Annotated in this window: 11 protein-coding genes; 2 read left to right on the top strand and 9 right to left on the bottom strand. The window is 50.6% G+C overall.

What is annotated here, in order from left to right; genetic code table 11:
* Positions 1-184 precede the first annotated feature (184 nt).
* The 6 genes from JFN88_RS15740 to JFN88_RS15715 all read right to left on the bottom strand — a co-directional run bounded on the left by JFN88_RS15740 (position 185) and on the right by JFN88_RS15715 (position 6,387).
* Complete coding sequence (locus JFN88_RS15740) at positions 185-1,276, bottom strand: NADH:flavin oxidoreductase (protein WP_199020217.1); 1,092 nt, start codon at positions 1,274-1,276, stop codon at positions 185-187.
* Between the two features lie 223 nt (positions 1,277-1,499).
* Positions 1,500-2,174: an HAD family hydrolase gene (locus tag JFN88_RS15735; protein ID WP_199020216.1), complete on the bottom strand. Its 675-nt coding sequence runs from the start codon at positions 2,172-2,174 to the stop codon at positions 1,500-1,502.
* A 113-nt stretch (positions 2,175-2,287) separates the two neighbouring features.
* Positions 2,288-3,127: a YitT family protein gene (locus JFN88_RS15730; protein WP_199020215.1), complete on the bottom strand. Its 840-nt coding sequence runs from the start codon at positions 3,125-3,127 to the stop codon at positions 2,288-2,290.
* A 163-nt stretch (positions 3,128-3,290) separates the two neighbouring features.
* Entirely contained in the window at positions 3,291-4,121 is an 831-nt protein-coding gene (locus JFN88_RS15725) for a carbohydrate ABC transporter permease (RefSeq protein WP_199020214.1), read from the bottom strand.
* Between the two features lie 18 nt (positions 4,122-4,139).
* Entirely contained in the window at positions 4,140-5,024 is an 885-nt protein-coding gene (locus JFN88_RS15720; protein WP_199020213.1) for a carbohydrate ABC transporter permease, read from the bottom strand.
* A 13-nt stretch (positions 5,025-5,037) separates the two neighbouring features.
* Entirely contained in the window at positions 5,038-6,387 is a 1,350-nt protein-coding gene (locus JFN88_RS15715; RefSeq protein WP_199020212.1) for an ABC transporter substrate-binding protein, read from the bottom strand.
* Positions 6,388-6,603: 216 nt separating this feature from the next.
* On the opposite strand from JFN88_RS15715, the gene JFN88_RS15710 reads away from it, so the two are divergent.
* Together JFN88_RS15710 and JFN88_RS15705 are read left to right on the top strand one after the other, a co-directional pair.
* Positions 6,604-8,373, top strand: coding sequence for a cache domain-containing sensor histidine kinase (locus tag JFN88_RS15710; protein ID WP_199020211.1), 1,770 nt, complete (start codon positions 6,604-6,606; stop codon positions 8,371-8,373).
* Positions 8,374-8,379: 6 nt separating this feature from the next.
* The gene (locus JFN88_RS15705; protein ID WP_199020210.1) at positions 8,380-10,014 is read left to right on the top strand and encodes a response regulator transcription factor; all 1,635 of its coding nucleotides are present in this window, start codon (positions 8,380-8,382) and stop codon (positions 10,012-10,014) included.
* 188 nt (positions 10,015-10,202) lie between these two features.
* On the opposite strand, the gene JFN88_RS15700 is transcribed toward JFN88_RS15705, so the two are convergent.
* The 3 genes from JFN88_RS15700 to JFN88_RS15690 form a co-directional block, all read right to left on the bottom strand.
* Entirely contained in the window at positions 10,203-10,784 is a 582-nt protein-coding gene (locus JFN88_RS15700; RefSeq protein WP_199020209.1) for a TetR/AcrR family transcriptional regulator, read from the bottom strand.
* A gap of 447 nt (positions 10,785-11,231) precedes the next feature.
* Positions 11,232-11,480, bottom strand: a complete 249-nt coding sequence (locus tag JFN88_RS15695; protein ID WP_199020208.1) for a DUF2164 domain-containing protein — start codon at positions 11,478-11,480, stop codon at positions 11,232-11,234.
* A 376-nt stretch (positions 11,481-11,856) separates the two neighbouring features.
* Positions 11,857-19,602 (bottom strand): glycoside hydrolase family 3 N-terminal domain-containing protein, encoded by a 7,746-nt coding sequence (locus tag JFN88_RS15690; RefSeq protein ID WP_233167922.1) that lies wholly within the window; start codon positions 19,600-19,602, stop codon positions 11,857-11,859.
* Positions 19,603-19,608: the final 6 nt, after the last annotated feature.

Below are 19,608 nucleotides of genomic sequence, written 5' to 3'. Positions count from 1 at the left end.
AGAAAAGGGGGTTGCACCAAAGTTAGTGTTCAATGGTTTGAGTCTTCGCATGTCTGAAGGTTCGGAGGATTATAGCCGGAGCTTGCGGTTGAAATGTAAAATAGCGATGCCGGGCACAACACCCCGGGCACCGCCATTTCAGTAAACAAACCTGCTTTTGAGATCATTTCTTCATGCTCTGGGATCAATAAAGTGTTTTCAGAGATTCAGTGCTGTATGGCAGCAATTCCGCAAGCTTCTGATCGCGAATTTTGTCCGCCCAACCCGGATCGGTCAGCAAGGCGCGACCAACTGCAACCAAATCAAATTCTTCATTGTCGAGCATCTCCAGCAGACGATCAAATTCAGATACCTCCGCATCCTGAAGATGCTTGGAACCGATAAATTCCTTGTCCAGTCCGACGGAGCCGACTGTAATGGTCGGGACGCCGGTCAATTTTTTCGTCCATCCGGCCAGATTCAGAGATGAGCCCGCGAATTCAGGCTCCCAGTAGCGGCGGGTCGAAGCGTGGAAGATGTCGACACCTGCATCCGTCAAAGGTGCAAGGAACTGTTCCAGTTCCGCCGGGTTTTGTGTAAGCCGGGCTTCATATGCCCCGCCCTTCCATTGTGAGAACCGCAGCACGATCGGGAAATCATCCCCTACCGCTTTCCTTGCGGCCTTGATGACCTCGACAGCAAAGCGCGTCCGTCTGACAAGATCCCCGCCGTATTCATCTGTCCGGTGGTTGGTCTTCTCCCAGAAAAATTGATCGATCAGATAGCCATGCGCGCCATGAAACTCAATGCCGTCAAATCCAATGCGCTTGGCATCTGCAGCAGCCTTGGCAAAGGCGGTGATCAAATCTGCGATCCCCGCCTCGGTTAGCGGCTCCGCAATCTGCTCTCCAGCTAGCGACAGACCGGAGGGACCAACGGGAAGCGCATTAGGGTTCGGCAGGTCTCCCGGTTTGCGTACAAGACCGATATGCCAGAGTTGTGGAATAATTTTGCCCCCTGCCGCGTGGACCGCTTCTACGGTCTTGGACCAGCCCGACAGCGCCTCCTCACCGTGAAAGTTGGGCCAATTCGGATTGGAGCCCGCCGCAGGGTGATCAATCAATGTCCCTTCCGTGACAATCAGCCCTACGCCGTTCGCGGCCCGCCGCGCGTAGTAAGCAGCAACATCATCCCCAGGCACCCCGTTAGGCGCAAACCCCCTTGTCATCGGAGCCATTACGACGCGATTGGATAAGTGGAGATTCCCTGCTGAAAAAGGAGTAAACAAATGAGTCATAATTAGACAGCCTCCTTGGTATTAAATCTATAGGATTAATTGGAATTGTAAGTATACAAAAGGCCAGCGTATCTCTGCCTGGCCCGATGCATTCTAAAATTACTATAAATTACCGCTTATCTTAAAGTCAATCCTATTTTCAAAACTTAAATCATCATTATGGCCGCCATAGGCAGAAGTGATCAAGCCATCGGTTAGTTATAGCGACACGCTTTAGGTTCTGCTACTCCTTTGTGAGCAAGGGCTCCAGATCAAGTATATGATTCAAGATGTAATCCGGGGCCAATTCCCCTGCTGGTAGCGGTTGCACTTTGGCAAACCCCTGTTTTACCCAGATGGCATGCAGTCCAAGCTGACGGGCCGGAATAATATCATTGTCGATACGGTCTCCGATCATAACCGCCTCGGCAGGACGGCAATCAGCTTCCTTGAGAGCCCATTGAAAGAAGCGAGGATCAGGTTTGTTCATGCCAAGCTCTGCGGAAGACCCCATCAGGCTGAAATAGGAATCCAGCTTATAGCTCTTGAGCCGATCGAGCGTACCGAGACTTTGATTGGCAATGACCCCGAGCCGATATTGGGCGGACAGGCGTCTTAGCATCGGTTCGACGCCAGGGAACGGCTGCTCCAGCTGCTTATTGTATTTGACTCCCTCCCGGATGGCATGCCAATGTTCCGTGGAGGAAACGAGCTCCTCAAGCACTGGCCGAATCGGTATTTCCGTCATCTCCCGGAAATAATAGGTCAGCCGCTCACACATGTCTTCCTTGGAGATCTTGTAGCCAAGACGGTTGGCATTGCGAACATATTGACCAATTACGTCGTCAGCGGCCGCAGACTCATCCAACAGCGTATCGCCAAGATCGAAAAAAATCCACCTGATGCGTGTCAGATCCATTCTGCCGGGCTCCCTTCCTTTTCAAAAAATACCTCTGCATCCTGCACAGTATTATATACATGTCCTTTTTCGGCGGTCAAGCATTCACGGCCCCATCCTGCAACGAAAAGACGTTATTTGGACAGCTCCACAAAACCTTCGCCAAACGCATCCCTGACATCGTGAATAGTCAGGAAGGCATCCTTGTCCGCGTTTTTAACAATCTTCTTGAGCATCGATACCTCCTGCTTGCTGATCACAATATAAAGCACTTCTTTGGGTTCCTTGGTGTAGTAGCCCTTGCCTTGCAGTACCGTAACCCCGCGGTTCATGACCAGATTGACTTGCTCGGCAATCTGATCCTGGTTATTTGAAATGATGGTAATCGCCTTCTTCGGATTAAGTCCTTCAATAATAAAGTCCATTACCTTGGTCGCAATATATAGCATCACAACGGTCAGCATGAGCCGCTCCGACCCAATAATGAAGTAAGAGCAGAACACCACAATCAAGTCAAAAAACAGCAGCGCATAGCTGATATTCCAATCCAGCAGCTTGTTGGCGATGCGAGCCAGAATGGTCGTACCGGCCGTACTTCCGCCCGCACGGATAATGATGCCGATACCCGCCCCGCTCAAGATGCCGCCGAATATGGCATTGACCATCGCTTCATCGGAAGCAACGTTCCAGTCCTTCGTCAAATGCAGAAACATTGAATTTAATACAACGGCGGCAATCGTGTAGATGATTGCCCTTTTGTCTAAAAATCTGTACCCGACTGCGAGCAGAAATAAGTTGATGATCAAGTTGACAAGCCCTGGAGACCACTGGTACAAATAATACAAAATTATAGTTATCCCCGTGACGCCGCCTTCGCCAAGATCATTCGGGATCACGAACAAATTGACAGCCAGCGCAAACAAAAATGCCCCGACTACAAGTGAAATCGAGTCGCTCACTATTCTTTTCCACATTTTCCATCAACCTCACGTTCTGCAATCATCCTTTTATCATATCCCATCAAAAGGTTCATCTGCAACTGCCGTAACAAACATCGAAAGCTGCAACCTTAATAAGGCTGCAGCTTTCGATAGGATATGTTTATAGGCATTTCTCTGTGCGGCCTTGAGTCATTCCTTACCCTTTTACCGCGCCCGCGGTAATTCCTCTGGCCATCTGTTCTGTGAACAGCAGATAGATGATCAGGGTCGGCAGAGCAATCATAGTCATAACGGCAAATTGCGCGCCGTAATTGGACGAGTATTGCCCGGCAAATTTCATAATGGAAAAGGGCAATGTCTTGAAGCGGTCCGAGGTTAAAAAGGTATTGGCCATAATAAACTCGTTCCACCAGCTGATAAAGTTCATAATGCATATCGTTGCAATCGCTGGCTTGGTAATCGGGAATATAATCCGCGTCAGCAAGCCGAACACGCCGCAGCCATCCATTACCGCCGACTCCTCAATGCTGCGCGGCACCGTCTCCAAAAATCCAGTCATGATCAGCGTGCTGATCGGCAGTGAAAAGGCAATATACGGCAGCATCAGCGACAACGGATGATCCAGCAGGCCAATGTTGTTGAACAGCGTAAAGTTGGGCAGCAGTGTGGCATGGATCGGAACAATCATACCCAGCATGACAAGCCCGAGCGCAAGTCCCCTTAGCTTCCATTCCATTCTGGTAAAAGCGTAACCCATCATGAGCGAGAATACAGCCGCCACGACAATCGTCACGGCTGTAATCATGAAGCTGTTCACGAGGTACTTCGGCACGCTTCCATAAGTAAAAGCATTGACATAATTGGCGAATTCAAAGGTCTTCGGCCATTTCAAAATCTCGCTGCCGAAAAACTCCCCGCTCTTCAGGAACGAAAAGTTAACCAGCCACACAAGCGGAAATATTTGCAGCAGCGCTACGAGCCATAACAGCAGCTGAAGCAAGATCGGAGGCCGCTCCTGTCTTTCCATATGCGCTCCTCCTTCTTTCTAAAATTGCCCGACATCTTTTTTCAAAGCACGGTTCATGATAACGGTAATGATGAGACAAATAATAACGAATATGACAGAAATCGCATTTCCGTAACCATACAGAGATGAACTGAACGCTGTCTTGTACAGGTAGTTGCCCAAAAACTGCGTCGTACTGCCGGGACCGCCGTTCGTCATCAGGAAGACCGTCTCCATCTGCTTGAGACAAGTCGTCACCGCGATAATAACTGCTACCCGGATCATGGGAGACAGCAGCGGGACTACGACACGGGTATACAGTGTCACCTTGCCCGCTCCATCCAGTTCGGCTGCCTCATACAAGTCCTTTGGTATGCCCTGCAAGCCCGCATAGTACAGGAGCAGCGCATAGCCGAAGCCCTGCCACATGATAACGAAGATCAGGCTCCAGATGGCAACGGACGGATCGCCCAGCCAATCCTGTTTGAGCGAGGCGAGACCCAGTTGCTCCAGCACCTTGTTCAGCACGCCATAGCTCGGATGGAAGACGCTCACCCACATCTTGGAGGTGACCACAATGGAGATGACCGCCGGGATGAAGAAAATCGTGCGGAATGTCTTCTCCAGCCGCCCGGCGCGTGTAATCAGGATCGCGAATAAAATGGCAACCGGGTGCTGGAGAAGCAACGTTGCAAGCAGGAGCAGCAGCGCATTCCATAAGGAGCGCCAGAAGATCGGGTCGTCGAACAACACCTTTTGATAATTGGCGAACCCTACGCTCTGATATTCTCCAAGTCCCGTCCAGTTGGTTGTTCCGTAGTAGACGCTCATCAGAATCGGAAAGCAGACCATGAACAGGAACAAGGTAAGTCCTGGTGCAACCAGCCAGGTAATCGTCCATCGGTTGCTCATTAATTTGTGCATGTTAATTCCGCCTTTACTTGATCAGAGCTACTGCCGCATCCAGTTCCTTCAGGAATGCTTCCGGGGTAATCAACTGGCTGAGCAGGTTCTGGTGCGCTTCCATAACCTTTGTTTTGAATTCATCGGTTCCATTATCTTGTACCGGCGTGCCGCTGGAGCTTGAAATGGAACTGAAAATGCCGATCAGTTGCTTTTGCAGCTCTGTCTCATCGCCTGTCAGGAACTCATCGAAATTTTGCGCAGGCGTGCCGCTTCCAGTCTGCCAGAGCTGCTTCGCCCAGTTTTCCGGAGCGAAGAAATATTGCAGGAATTTAACCGCTTCTTCCGGATGTTTGCTGTTCTTGGCTACCGAATAGCCGCCGCCGAACCATGCCGCTACGTCGGTTGTTTTTCCTTTATCCGAAGCCGGGTAAGGGATCGCGCCAACATTGTTGCGGAAATCTTCCGGGAAGTTCTCATCAGTAGCAAGACCGGCTTCCCAGTTGCCCATCAGATACATAGCCGCTTGGCCCTGGCCAAACATATTGCGGGAAGTGCCATAGTCGGCTGTAATAAATCCATCCGCCAAGCCTTTGATAACCGCAAACTCCTGAAACTCTGTTGCAGCAGCCAAGAAGTCCGCGTCGCCGGAGAATGTTGCTTGACCGTTCAATACAGCATCAATCTTATTGAAATCCCCGTTATGACGCTGCGCAACATATTCGAACCAGATCGGCAGTGACCAGCCATCCATTCCGTTGGAAGCGATTGGATTAACACCGGCTTTTCTGAGTGCCGCAGCCGCTTCCTTCAGCTCCTGAGTCGTCCCCGGCACCTTCACGCCATGATCTTCAAACAGCTTTTTGTTGTAATAGACAACAAAGAAATCCGTGTTGCGAGGCAGTCCATACAACTTGCCGTCCTGGGAGAAGCCATCTGTCGCGCCCGCTACAAACTTGCTGGAGGCAAAATCCGCTTCATTCAACTCCAGCAACAATCCGGCATTAATAAGCGGCTTGATGAAGGATGCTTGGCCCCAAGACTGAATAATATCCGGAATATCGTTGGAAGAGGCGTATACTTTCATCTTCGCTTTGTAAGGCTCATCCTGAAGGGCTTCCACCTCAATCTTCACATTCGGGTTATCATTCATGTAGGCGTCAATCAGGTTTTGCTCGATTTTTCCCGGGCCATTGGAACGGTCGGCAAGTGCGCTAAAAAACTTCAGCTTGACCTGCTCTCCTTCCGGCTTGGTGTTCGCCCCCCCCTCCTTGTTCGTCTGCGGAGGCTGATTCGTCGGAGTCGTTTCTTTGTTCCCCCCGCATGCTGCCAGCAGCATGCCCGTCAATGCAAACATCATGACCAGTATCAATGCTCTTTTCATCGTTAACCCACCTTATCGCTGCAATTTTGATCAGGTTCGTGCCTGCTCTGGTACCTACTATAACGGCTTTTTACAGGAGGGAGAATGACCGATTATTTAGATGAATGACGTATTTTTTTGAATTTATCCAAAATCTATGTCCATTTCCTATTATTCTTTATATACTTGAATCAGAGAACATATCAGACTTTAAGGCAGGGGGAAAAGAGACCAGCCATGAAAATTCGAGGCCGTCCGGTTCATTTCTTCCGCAATCTATCCTTTCAGCAAAAGCTGCTTGCTATGGTCATTCCGCTGCTTATTGCAACAGTGGGACTGACCGGCATGTTTTCCTACTATATCGCCTCTAATCAAGTGGTTGCCAAGATCAAAGATTCACAGAATCATATGGCAAGCAAAACAAGAGACCAACTGGACTATGTCGCCAAAGATATGCTCAATTTTTCGAATTATTTGTTTATTAATCCCGTTGTTCAGAGCATGGTCATCAGCAAGGACACCCGCAAAAATCGCGATCAGCTCTTCAAAAATTTGGTCCCCCTCATGGTTACCGGAAATACGATTCAATCCGTTATTCTATACCCGGATCCCGTCGGAGATGAGCCGGTATATCCGTTTTTCATCAGCCAGGTCGGCATTGCCAATGCAATTACGCTTGAGGCCTTTCGCAAGAGCGAGTTCTATGCCCGGCTGCAGGCAGCGTCCGGACAGCTTATCTGGGATTTGTTCCGGCCCTCGGACGGCATCATTCCCGGCGATTATCATCACAAAATTGTGCTCATCAAATCATTCAAAGATTTTTACAGCTTTCAGACGAACGGGCTGTTGATCATCGGCATGGATGCCGATCATTTGAGCAAAATTTTGTACGACAGCAGTGATAGCGCTTTCCAATACATAGTGAATGAGCAAGGGATTGTCGTCGCTGCTTCCAGCCTCAAGTGGGTCGGCAAGCCTGCGGACGAGTTGCCCTTCCCCTCAGACAGCAGCTTGGACGATGAATATCTCGTTACCAAAGCGTTGTCGACAGTCACGGGATGGCAAGCTGTTGTCATCCAAGACCGGGAAAGCCTGCTGTCGGAACTGAGCAGTATCCGGTCCATCACATTGATTATTGCCCTCGTCGTATCGTTCGTCATGATTGCACTCACCTGGATTATGGCTCGAATTGTAACGAACCCGCTGCGAACGCTCATCCGTTCGATGAAAGCGCTGCAGCATGGCGATTTTACCCAGCGCGTCAATTTCACCGGCAATGACGAGATCGGGCGGCTCGGCTACTGGTACGATACGATGGTCCAGCGCATCAAAACACTGATCGACGATGTCTACTTTTCCCGGCTCAAGCAGAAGGAAGCGGAGCTGAAAGCGCTCCAATCTCAAATCAATCCTCATTTTTTGTACAATACACTGAATATGATCAACTGGAGTGCTGTTCAAAAGGGCGATAAGGAAATTTCCGAGCTGGTCGTTTCTTTGTCACAGGTGTTCAGACTCAGTCTGAACAGCGGCCAGGATTTCATCCAGTTGGAGAAGGAGTTTGAACTGGTCTCGCATTATCTGTTTATTCAAAAGAAGCGGTATGCTTCCCGCCTGCATTTTGATATTGAGCTTGCGCCTTCACTGCGGCATTTCGAGCTGCCGAAGCTGCTTCTGCAGCCGCTTGTCGAGAATGCAATCGTTCATGCCATTGAGCCGCTTGACGGCAGTGGGCACCTTAGCGTGCGCGCCTGTCAAGAGGAGGATTGGGTCGTGCTGCAAGTGACGGATAACGGCAAAGGCATGACGCCTGAGCAGGCCGAGACACTTCGGCAGCGGCTCGCCAGGCCCTCCCTGCCGTTCCGTCCGGAAGGCAGCGGCTCGGGAATTGCATTGATTAACGTCAAGGAAAGACTGCAATTATTCGATGAACAGTCCAGCATGGACATTGATACCCGGCATGGCGCAGGAACACGGATTACGATCAAATTAAAACTGGGGAGGTAATACAGCATGCCGTTAAAACTGCTAGTGGTAGAGGATGAACCCTCTTTCCGTCAAGGAATCATCAACATGGTCGACTGGAATGATTACGGAGTCCAAATCATGGGCGAAGCGGAAAACGGCCGTGAGGCGCTGGAATGCATGCTCCAGGAGAAGCCCGATCTTGTACTCACCGATATTACCATGCCGGTCATGAACGGGTTGGAGCTGATCTCCGAGGCCAAGGTGGCGGGACTCGACTTCTATGCCGTGCTGTTGACCGGCTACGACGAATTCCAGTATGCGCAGGAGGCAATCAAACTCGGCGTCGAGGATTATCTGCTCAAACCGTGCATGCCTCAGGATATATTGCGTGTCATTATGAAGATCAAACAGAAGAAGGAGCTGGAGGAACAAAAGGGACGGCGAATCGATGACCTTAGCCACAGCTGGAACAAGAACATTCCCCTGCTCAAAGCCCAGGTGCTGTCGGGATGGATCAAGCTTGCCCCGCTCCCGCTGGAGGACCGCGCCGATATGATGCAGGAGTTCGGCATCGCGCTGGGACAGCAGGACGGCATTCAGGTCGGAGCCGTGCGGCTGGAGCAGCCCCGGCAAAAAGCCGCAAATTGGAGCGTTCAGGATGCCGAGTTGTTCCGCTATGCTGCGCTGAATATTACTTATGAATCGCTCAAGGATGTTTATGTCGGCCGATTGGAGACGTTTGTCTACCAGGACGATATCGTTTGGGTCGGCGGGCCGCTCAGCCATCAAGGATCAAGCGGCGGCCTGCGGCTCTCAGACGGCCTGCAGCTTGTGCAGTCCAATCTTAGACGTTATTTGCAGCATACAGCCAGCCTTGCTGTCAGCTCCGCCTCACACAACATAATGACCTTGCATCTCGCCTATCAAGAGGTCTCACAGGCGATGTCAGCCCGGTTTTACAGAGGGCGGGGCGGTATTTATATGTATACAGAGTCTGACGCAGCAGACCCGGAGCAGTTGCTGCACGATCACCCTTATCTGGACCAAACGGAGAAAAACCTTCTGCTCCAGTTGCAGAATGAAAGCTACGAGCAATCCGTCGATACATTGGAGGAATGGCTAAGCTATCTGCGGCAGAATCCTCATCACACAAAAGAAGAAGTCAACCTCCGCGCTTCCAATCTGGTCTGGGAGCTGCAAAAATGGATGCGGGAGCGCTACACCGCTTCCCCGGACTGGCCCGGTGATCTGGTGCCGGCGGATCAGTTGGCCAAGCTGGAAACCTTGGACGATGTCGCCTCCGTCCTCCAGCGGACCCTCCAGCAAATTGTCGGCGTCTTATCTCAGAAAGTGCTTCACCGCACCGTGCAAGCAACGCTCGATCTGATCAAAGCCAAATACGCCACCAATCTGACGCTCGATAGCGCCTCCAAGGAAGTATTCGTCAGCAACTCCTATCTCAGTTCACTGTTCAAGCAGGAACTGGGCATTAATTTCCTGGACTACCTGCACCAGTACCGGGTTGAAAAGGCCAAGGAATATTTGCGCCAGCAGTATAAGATTTACGCCGTTGCCAAATTGGTCGGTTACCAGGAGGAGCGGCATTTCAGCTCCACGTTCAAGAAGTGGACCGGCATGACCCCTACGCAATATCAGAAGAACTACCCGGTTGCGCATTAGGCATAGTCAATACATAGTCAATAGGATGGATGCTTCACAGTCTGCCTGCGCTCTATGAGGTTTGAGAGGGGCTGTGCCAGAGTTTCATCACAGCCCCGTAGCTGGTCCCTGGTTCCCTGGCTGCTGCGGAGCCTAGCCATGGAAGCGAAAAGGCCCACAGGCGACGAGCCGATACATCGGAAAACAAACTATAGCACAGCCTTCAGCCCCATAAACCAGACGGCAATATAATGTTTCGTCGCCTCCTGGATCACGTTGCGGCTGTTAAAGGTGCGTATAATATCGAAATAGCCTTCAAGAAAGGCTATAGCAATCGGCCTTGATATAAGCAAGTCCAGCGGGTCAGACGAATGCTTTCGATTATATTCATACAAATGCGTATCCATCTGTTCCGTCAAGCGAATAATAAATTCCTCTTTCGTGCCAGCGAACGGCGTTCCCGAACTTTTGTACAGTAAAATGAGCAGCCCTTCCCTGTTCTCATATGCTAGCTCTGCGAAAATATGGCTGAGACGATCGATGACCCCGGCGGCATCAATAAATTCCTGCTCATTCACGATCATCAATTCCATAAGCTGATCATAAACCGGGGAAACGACAGCATCGAACAAATACTCTTTATTGGGAAAGTAACGATACAAATTACCGACGGCAACCCCGGCTTTCGCCGCAATATCTTTCATCGAAGTTTTGCCGAACCCTCGATCCAAAAACACAGTCCTCGCACAGCGTAATATCGAGTTGCGCACTTCATCTTTTAGCACTTGCATAAATGAACCCCCATTCACTATTCCAATATAAAAAATGGAGGCACACCCTTCAACCACCATCGGTATCGGTGCTTCCGCCTAGATGAGACCCGGATGCCGCCCCGTCAATCCCACGATCAGAAAAACAATTTGATTTCATGGTTTTTTTATCCATACTTATAATGTCGATATATCTTTCTCAAAAAATCCACCCTAATAGTGAATCAAAATTCATTATTGAGACTCATAAAAAAAGGAGAATATCGCTCAGACAAAATGAAAAAAAATCCAAAACTTACTCGTATATGGAATTCACATATAGAATTCCCCCTCGGGCAGCTGCCATATCTTCGTTGCCGACCAGCTAGGCTGGCGGCCGCATCTCTTTCTTAGGAAATTGAACTTGCTGCCCGGCCTGATCCCTGATCTGCTAACCAAATAAGCTAACCTTGCGCAACAAGCTTAACGTCACCTTGCAACAGGCTTCTCTAGCGCATACAGTTCTTCCTCGATTGAGGCCATTCTCTCTCCAATAACGCTGCGGGCATCCGCCATCGCCTGATTGTACAAATAAGGCGACAGTTCCTTGATCATAAAATCAAGCAGATTTTCCCCAGCCAACTGACCCATTTCTTGGGACAACTCCATTTCAAAGTAATACTGGATCCGTTCTACGAGTTGCAGTTTCTGTTCTCTTGGCAGCTTAACGGTTGACATACGCTTCTTCCTCCTTGGGTTATTCCCTTATTCCCTGTACTTTCCTATTTTTATCGATACCATCAAGAAACTCCCCCATTTAGGAGAGCTTATTTCGAATCATTCTGCTTAGGCCGATCATCATTTTGTTCATAATAACCCGCTCTTCTTGTTATTACTGTGATTCTTTCGTTTTGTTTTTCATTTTACAACAATAACTTCTATAACAATACCTTATTCTGTTACTTTTATGTTTTTTGATCTGTACAATCCATATTCTCGGACACTGAATGAGGAAACGAAACGATTCCCCGTACTTGTAAGCATGAAACTTCTAGGCATGAAAATAATGAAAGAAGCAGCAGGATGACGCTCCTGCTGCTTCTTATTTGACCATTTACCGTTTATAAATCTCGTAAATCAGTTGTGCTGCTTCTGCCCTTGTTGTAAGGCCGAGCGGGTTTAGCTTGGAGCCGCTGCCCTTAACAATGCCATTTGCTGCAAGCAATGCCGCTCCTTCTTTTGCATAGGAAGCAAGGCTGGAGAGATCCTGGAAGCTGGCGAGCGAATTGCTGTCGGCCGGAACAAGTTCCTTATCCGTCAGTTTCAGCGCTCTTGCAACCATCGCGAACATTTCCTGGCGGGTAACCGGCGCATTTGGATCAAAACCTCCATTTGCCTTGCCGTTTACGATCCCCAGACTATGGGCAATGCCTACCGCTTCGTAGTAGTAGCTGCCTTCTTGCACATCTGTAAAGCTGGCTGATGCTGTTCCCGTGAGGCCGAGCGCCTTGACGAGCAACAATGCGAAATCGGCTCGCTTCACGTCTTGCCGCGGCGCATAGCTGTTGTCCGATACGCCGTTAATGATGCCTTTGGCTGCCAGCACTTCAATTGCTTGCTGTGCCCATGAATGGTTGCCAAGATCATTGAAAGTCTTGTGCTCGTAAACAACAGCGTACCATCCATCCTGAACTGCTGTAAACTGCACTGCTCCGCTGGCTGCGCTGTATTTGCCGTCATAGACAGACGTCACTGCGCCTTTGCCCGCAACATGTCTGATGGACAGCAACTCGCTGACGGCTTGATCGGCAGCACCGGACTTATAAGGAACCTTTACTTGAACAGGCGCCTGCGGGTTGCTCCATTCGATGATCTTCCCGTTCACAGCAAAGCTCAGTTTGATTACAGGACGTTCACCAACTGCTGCCTGGATGCTATCCGGTAGATCATTCGCAGAAGCCTTCGCAATAATGACGCTTACTTGATCCGTTTCGCTCAGGTTCAGCCCGGCAAGCACCGTGTCCGGAATGAGCAACTGACCGGTTGCCGTGTCGATTTGCAGTCTGATGGCAGATTTGCCGGCAGTCAGCGCCGCTGATGGCAGCTCAAGTTCATAACCGTTAGCTTCAGATACAGCAGGGATCTGAATGGCTATCCGCTTGATGCCCTTATTGTCAGGTTTTGCTGATTGAACAGCCTCATTCAGTTCCTTCTCGGATACAGAAGCTTTGGCTACTCCTGTCGCTGTATCCAGCTTCGGATCGGAGAGTGAAATTTGGCCATCTTTAGTGCCTGTTTCAGGTGTTTCTTCGTCCGGCTTATCCGTTTCCGGCTGAGTTACCGGCTGCGAAGGATAATATGGCGCCGAGTTGATCGTGTAGGACAACACAGCAGTCTCACTAGCCTCAAGCCCTTCCTTAACCGCAATCGCTTTAATAACGACCGATTTCTTCACATCCAGACTGCCCGTATATTCGGTGCTGGATTCAGTTGGCTGAGATCCGTCGAGCGTGTAGTAAATCTGTGCTTCCTCAGTGGCAGAAGTCAAGGTTACCTTCTGGGCCGAAGAATAGGTGCCTGGTACCGGAGAAGCGGTTGGCGCCGCGGCACGTCCAGGCTCCGCTTCCTTCACTATATAAGTGAATGCAGAGACGAAACTGTTTGCCGCACCTGGTTTGATTGCAATGGTACGAAGTACGATAGTTTCGCTCAATGTCAGCGGCTCTTTATACAGTTGGCCGTGCTCTGCCGTTGGCAGTGAACCGTCCAGTGTATAGTAAATTTTCGCGCCTGGCGTTGCTGAACTCAGCTCAATTCTCTTCGTTTCGCTATAAATGCCTGGCTTCAGCGAGCTTTTCGGAATTTCGGCCTCTCCGCCAATTTCTTGTTGCGGCTCTTCTTCGGCCGGAATCAGCTTGAACCAGTCAATATTGGCTCCTTCGCCGAGCATGGTCAGCTTCAACGTCTGCCTGCCGGCATTCAGCTTGATTCCGCTAACAAGCTCGTTGTAGGTCGCCCAGTTGCCAGTGTTCGGAGCAGCTACAATATAAGGCTCCGAGTCGCCTGCCGACAGCGCGAAGCGAACACCATTCTGCTGGGTAGCATAACGGTAAGTAACTTTGTAATAGCCTGCTTCTTCCACTTGAAGATCATAGTAGAAAGTCGAGCCTGCTATCGTAAATCCAACATTTTTAAAGCCCGCTGTTTGCGTCTGAATCGCATTTGTATTGGCTTTGAAATAGCTTTCGGCCTGAATGGTATGCTCCCGGCCCTTTTCCAGATTGAATGGAACATGCTTTTCAAAACGGATACCACGGATTTCATAGCCCCCAGCCGCAGCTTCAAGACGAATTTTCACAGCTCCTGTCGGGAGATCAAGCGTACTGCGTATTTCCGCAACCTGCTCATACAGATTCGGAACAGTAATTTGATCCTGAACTTTCCAACCACTGCCGCTATCAGTTTTGATCTGCAGGCCATTATTGGCTAATACGCGGGAAGCCGCCGTGAACGTGACCGTATACTGTCCCGCTTCCGGAACGTTCACATAATAGTCGATCCAGTCACCGGTATCAATCTCGGTCAATCTGCTCTGATTGCCTGTGCCTGTTACGACAATGCCTTGAATCCGGTTGAACTGGTCAACAGCATTCAATTGCAGCAGCGGCACTGGCGTTGCGTTCTTCTCTGTACCCTCCAGCTTGACACTCGCATGCAATGCTGTCCTGCCTGTGAATACGTCGGCCGGCACCTCAATATTCAGATCCAGCGTTTCATAGAATACCGAAGGATTCCGGAATATTGTCAACCGTACGGTATTCGGGTCAATCAGTTGAGGATGCTTGCTTCCAATATATCCATTTGTCACACCTGGTCCCGACAACGTAATTTGATCCAGCTTATCGGCGGCGAAGACACTGCCGTCCAGCTTGAGCGTCAGGTTGAATGCATCTTGCCCATAAGGCACTTGACCCTCCAGTACTTCCAGATAAGCCGGTCTGTTGACAACTACAGCCTTCAGTACACCGTAAATTCGAACATTGCCTCCATAATGCGGCTCTGTCAATTCTGATTGGTCCACACTCAGCGTAATCGTTCTGTCTTTGTCAAATGCCTTCGTGCGAGTACCCTGAAGCGTGACTCGCGCAGTTGTATCATTCAGGCGATCAACAGAACGAATTGAAGTGCCTTCATCGTAACCGGTTAATTCCCATTTGGAATGATCCAGCGTCTCCTGGAACGTTCCTCCAAGAAGGGAAACCTCGAATGAATGATTGTCTTCTTCCCCTTCATAAATAACAGGGTTGTCAATTTGCAGCACAGGACCGATTGCCAGCCATTTCAGACGAAGTTTGCTGCCTGTTTCCTGTGCGCTAATTCTCAGCACCTGTTCGCCCGCATTCAAGCGTACGGTCGTCTCGGCACTGCCCCAGCTATCCAGACCTCCGGTAGAAGGAAGTTCAGTCGGATCGAGTTGCTCGCCATCGGCTGAAAGCACAACTGCAGCATCGCCTGAAGCCGCATAGCGGTAAGTCAGCGCGTAATCTCCTGTGACCGGAACATCAACCTTATAGGTGGCCGTGCTTCCTCCTGTTCCATAATAAGCGCCATCCTCATCGGCAAGTACGCCATCTGCCGTTTTGAAACTGTCCGCCTGGAGCAGACCCGGCAATGGGGTGGCTTCCTCCGATGGTTTGGCAAAAGCAATCGATTTCAATTTATAGGCTGCTCCGTTTGCTCTTACGGTCAGTTTGTGATTTCCTGCCGGAAGATTGGCAAGCACTCTCGTCTCCGCAAAGCGTCCGCCATCTGTAGCAATTACCGGAACTGAAGCGATCGGTTCAGAGCTGTTGTCCAGATACAGCTGCACCTCGCCGGATGCTCCCTCCGCCGCCAATCTGATTTTGGCTTCATAGCTTCCAGCCTCTTGAACATTGACCGTGTAATTCAATGAAGCGCCTGTGCCCTCATGGCCAATCTCGACATAGCCTTCGGCATGCACATTGTAATCACCTTCCGCTTTGGTGAAGGCGGTCGCTGTTACTTCACCAGGAAGAGACACGCTGCGTTTCCAACGATACGTTCCTGCTGACTTGGCAGGCAGCTTGGCTGTAATTTGCTGTCCATCCGCCAAAATTCTGAATGGCTGCGCCTCGTCCGTCCTGTTGACAGCAACAACTACAATTTCAGTGCCGTCAGGACTTTCAAAGGCAACGTTCGTCACCGTATTTGCCGAACCGTAGTTGCTGTCGATCCGCACATAGCCCGGCTTCACAAATTTGCTGAACTGGCCGAACAGATAATATTCCGGCAGCAGCCAATAATTATCACGGTCCGACGAATCCTGAACAATCGGCGTCGGGTCTGGGATGCCGACCCACTGATGCTTGTTGATATCGCTGTCCAGCATGGTCACCCATGTATTATAGCTTCTTGCCCAGTTGCGGAAATATTGTACGATCCGGTCGGCTCCCGTAGTTCCCCATACTGCGCGCTCCGTCAAGTAAGCATTCTTCTCCGGGAACATATCATGCAGTTGCGACATCATGGACAGCTCGCCGCCGTAATCGTGGAATGCCGTTCCGTCAACCGCATCATACGCGCCTTCAACATTATCGCGCAAAATCAGCGCCGGGAATGCCATGGTGTCGCCCGGGTTATGGTCGAACATCCACAATTTAACTTGCTTGATTTTTTCGTTGCTGTGCTTATCCAATTCGGCGCGCATCAGCTTGGCTAGACGGGCAGTCTGTTGCCAGGACATGCGCGTGCTTGGGTAGTCAATTTCCAGAAGCGGTTCATTTTGCAGCGTCATCGCTTCAAAATAAATTCCGTGCTCCGCATAAGCTTCAAGGAATTTCACATAATATTTGGCTACAACCGGCAGATACTCTTCAATAATCTGGCCGCGAACCATGCTTCCCGTTGTTTTGGTCCATCCTGGCGGACTCCAAGGGGAGGCGAAAAACTTCAGGTCCGGATTTATAGCCTGCATTTTCTTAACTGTCGGTATGATGCCAAAATCAATATCTTTTTGGATGGAGAACTTTTTCAGTTCTACGTCCGTTTCGCCCGGAGGCAGATCATTGTAGCTATAGAACTTTTGAGCTGTAAAGTCCGACGTGCCGATTGTCAGGCGTACCAGACTCATGCCAGCCCCGTCCACAGGGTCGAACAGCTTGTGCAGCACTTCCTGCTGTTTTTCCTCGGACATCTTGACAAGGTTATAGACAGTGGATTCCTCCATCGAGGTTCCGATACCGAGCATCGACTGATACTTTTTGTCGGGGTCAAGTGTAATCGTTGTCATTGTCCCGCTGCCCGGCTTCTGCAAATCCAGATTCTCCTGCTTTGTAAGCCTCGGATCTCCCTGGTGAGAGCGATCCGCATAATACCATCTGCGGTCCGACGGATCACGCTCGCGGGTTACCCACGCTTCTACGGCATCGGCTGCAATCGTTTCTCCCTGCTCGCCATTATTTGGCGATTCAGGATTTCCAACGCCTCCATCAGGTACGTCACCCGTGCGGGTAAACTGCATCCAGTTAAAGTTCAGGCCGCCTGTTACATACTCGATGCGCAGCTTTTGCTTGCCCGCCTTTGGAATGACCACATTTTCGAGGGACGCGGTCTTCCAGCTCTGCCAGCCGCCTGATGTTGTCGTCTGGAAGGTGCCAGCTGTTGTTCCGTCAGCCAGTTTGACGCGCAACGAAGCATTGGCAGCGTTAACAGCAACGCGGAAATCGACGCGGTACGTCCCCGCTTCCTTAACATCTGCATTGTACTCCAGCCACGCTCCTGCAGCAGACCAGCCTACATTCAAGCCGCCGCCTTCGTCCGAGGTCGTCTCTGTATTCAAGCCGCTGCTCTTGGCCGCGAAATCCTCGGCTTCAATCTTGCCCGGAATCGGGTACGACTTCGCCTCCGGCTCGGCCGGCTTGACCGGAAGTACAGGCGTCGGCTGGCTTTTGGTCAGGCCATAACCGGTATCGAACAGCAAATTGCTGCTGCTGGAATTTTTGATCGGATAGTCATGGGTTATGCTAAACGGCCAGCGAATCGGATTTTTACCTGTAAAATCATGATTGCCAAACAATACATCGGCAACCCCCTGCCCTTCCGTCCCTGGAAGCCATGCAGCAATCAGCGCATCCATATCTTTCAGCTGATCCGCAATAAGCAACGGACGGCCGGAGACGAGAATGACGATTGTCGGTACGCCGGAAGCGCGAACATTTTGAAGGGTGGCCAGGTCCGCCATATCCAAGCCCAGCTCAGACCGGTCGCCCGCAGATTCGGCATAAGGCGTCTCGCCCAGTACGGCAATCGCTACATCATGACCTGCTGCCCCGCGGCCATGCAGGTTGAAGGTAACGTTATTCGCCCCTACCTTGTCTTTAATTCCTTGCAGGATCGTTGTACCGCCCGTTGTAATGTTGCCGGACTTGCCCTGCCAAGTAATGGACCAGCCGCCAGACTGGTTGCCGATATTATCGGCATTTTTGCCTGCGACAAAGATACGTTTCGCATCGCCCAGCTGTGACAAAATCGGACTGCCGTTTACTTCATCATTTTTAAGCAATACAAGTGATTCCGACACGGCCTGACTGGCCAGCTTGCGATGGTTTTCCGCCCCGAAGAAAGGCGCAAGGTCGCCGTCGCTCTTCGGATATTCGAACACGCCGGAATCGAATTTGACCCGCAAAATACGTGTCACCGCATCGTCAAGCCGCTCCTCTGTAATCGCTTTCTCTTTTACAAGTGAAATAATGTGAGCCAGCGCATTTTTCCAATCTCCCGTCAGCATCAGCATGTCAACGCCTGCATTAATGGACGCGCGCACCTGATTTTTCAGTCCGCTGACGGCATTGCCGTCCTGATCTCTCGTAATTTGCTGAATGGCGTTGTAATCACTAATAACAAAGCCCTGGAATCCAAGCTCACCTTTCAGCACATCGGTCAAGAGCTTTTTATTAGCATGCATCTTCAGTCCCTGGATGCTGTGATAAGACGCCATTACGGTCTGCACACCGGCATCAACGGCCTGTTTGTACATATCCAGGTCTTTCTTTAGAATCTCTTCTTCAGTGTAATGAGTTGTATTCCCCTGGTTGGTTCCGTTGTCTGTATAGCCCTCGCCGATAAAGTGCTTGGCCGTCCCGACAACACGGTCCTTTCTGCCGAAGCTTGGACCCTCTCCGTCCTGGAGGCCGAGAATGTAGGCACTGCCTAGCACAGCGGAAATTTCAGGTTTGTCGCTGTAGCCTTCATAGGTGCGGCCCCAGCGGATATTTTCCGGGGCAGCAATCGTCGGGGCGAAATTCCAGTTCACGCCTGTCGCTTGAATTTCCTTGGCTGTCGCTGCCCCGATCTTGTGGACAAGATCCGGGTTGTTGCCGGCGCCAAGTCCGATATTGTGCGGGAACAAGGTCGCTCCTATGACATTGTTATGCCCATGGATGCCATCCACACCGTACAGAATCGGGATGCCGAGCCTTGTCGACAGCGCTCCGCTATGATATTGATCTACAAGCTTCCGCCATTTGTCAGCCGTGCTGTCAGCCTCGACGCTATTCGGGAATGACCCGCCGCCGCTTAGTACCGAACCGACATAATAACGTCTGACTTCTTCGGGGGTAATGCTTGCCCGCTCAGCCTGAATGAGCTGACCGGCTTTTTCCTCCAGTGTCATACGTGATAACAAATCCTTCACACGCTCTTCCGTGCTTCGGCCTGGATTCAGATAAGGCGGCAAGCCTTCGTCTCCCGGGGCAGCCGAAGCTGTCCCGAACTGAACTGTTCCAGACAGCAGCGGAAGGACAAGCAGGATCGCGATCCACTTCGCCAGCTTTCTCTTCAAACGTAC

It is taken from the genome of Paenibacillus roseus, from assembly GCF_016424485.1.
GTDB lineage: Bacteria > Bacillota > Bacilli > Paenibacillales > Paenibacillaceae > Paenibacillus_D > Paenibacillus_D roseus.
The sequence above is the reverse complement of the archived record's forward strand: the minus strand, read 5'-3'. Positions and strand labels throughout refer to the sequence as shown.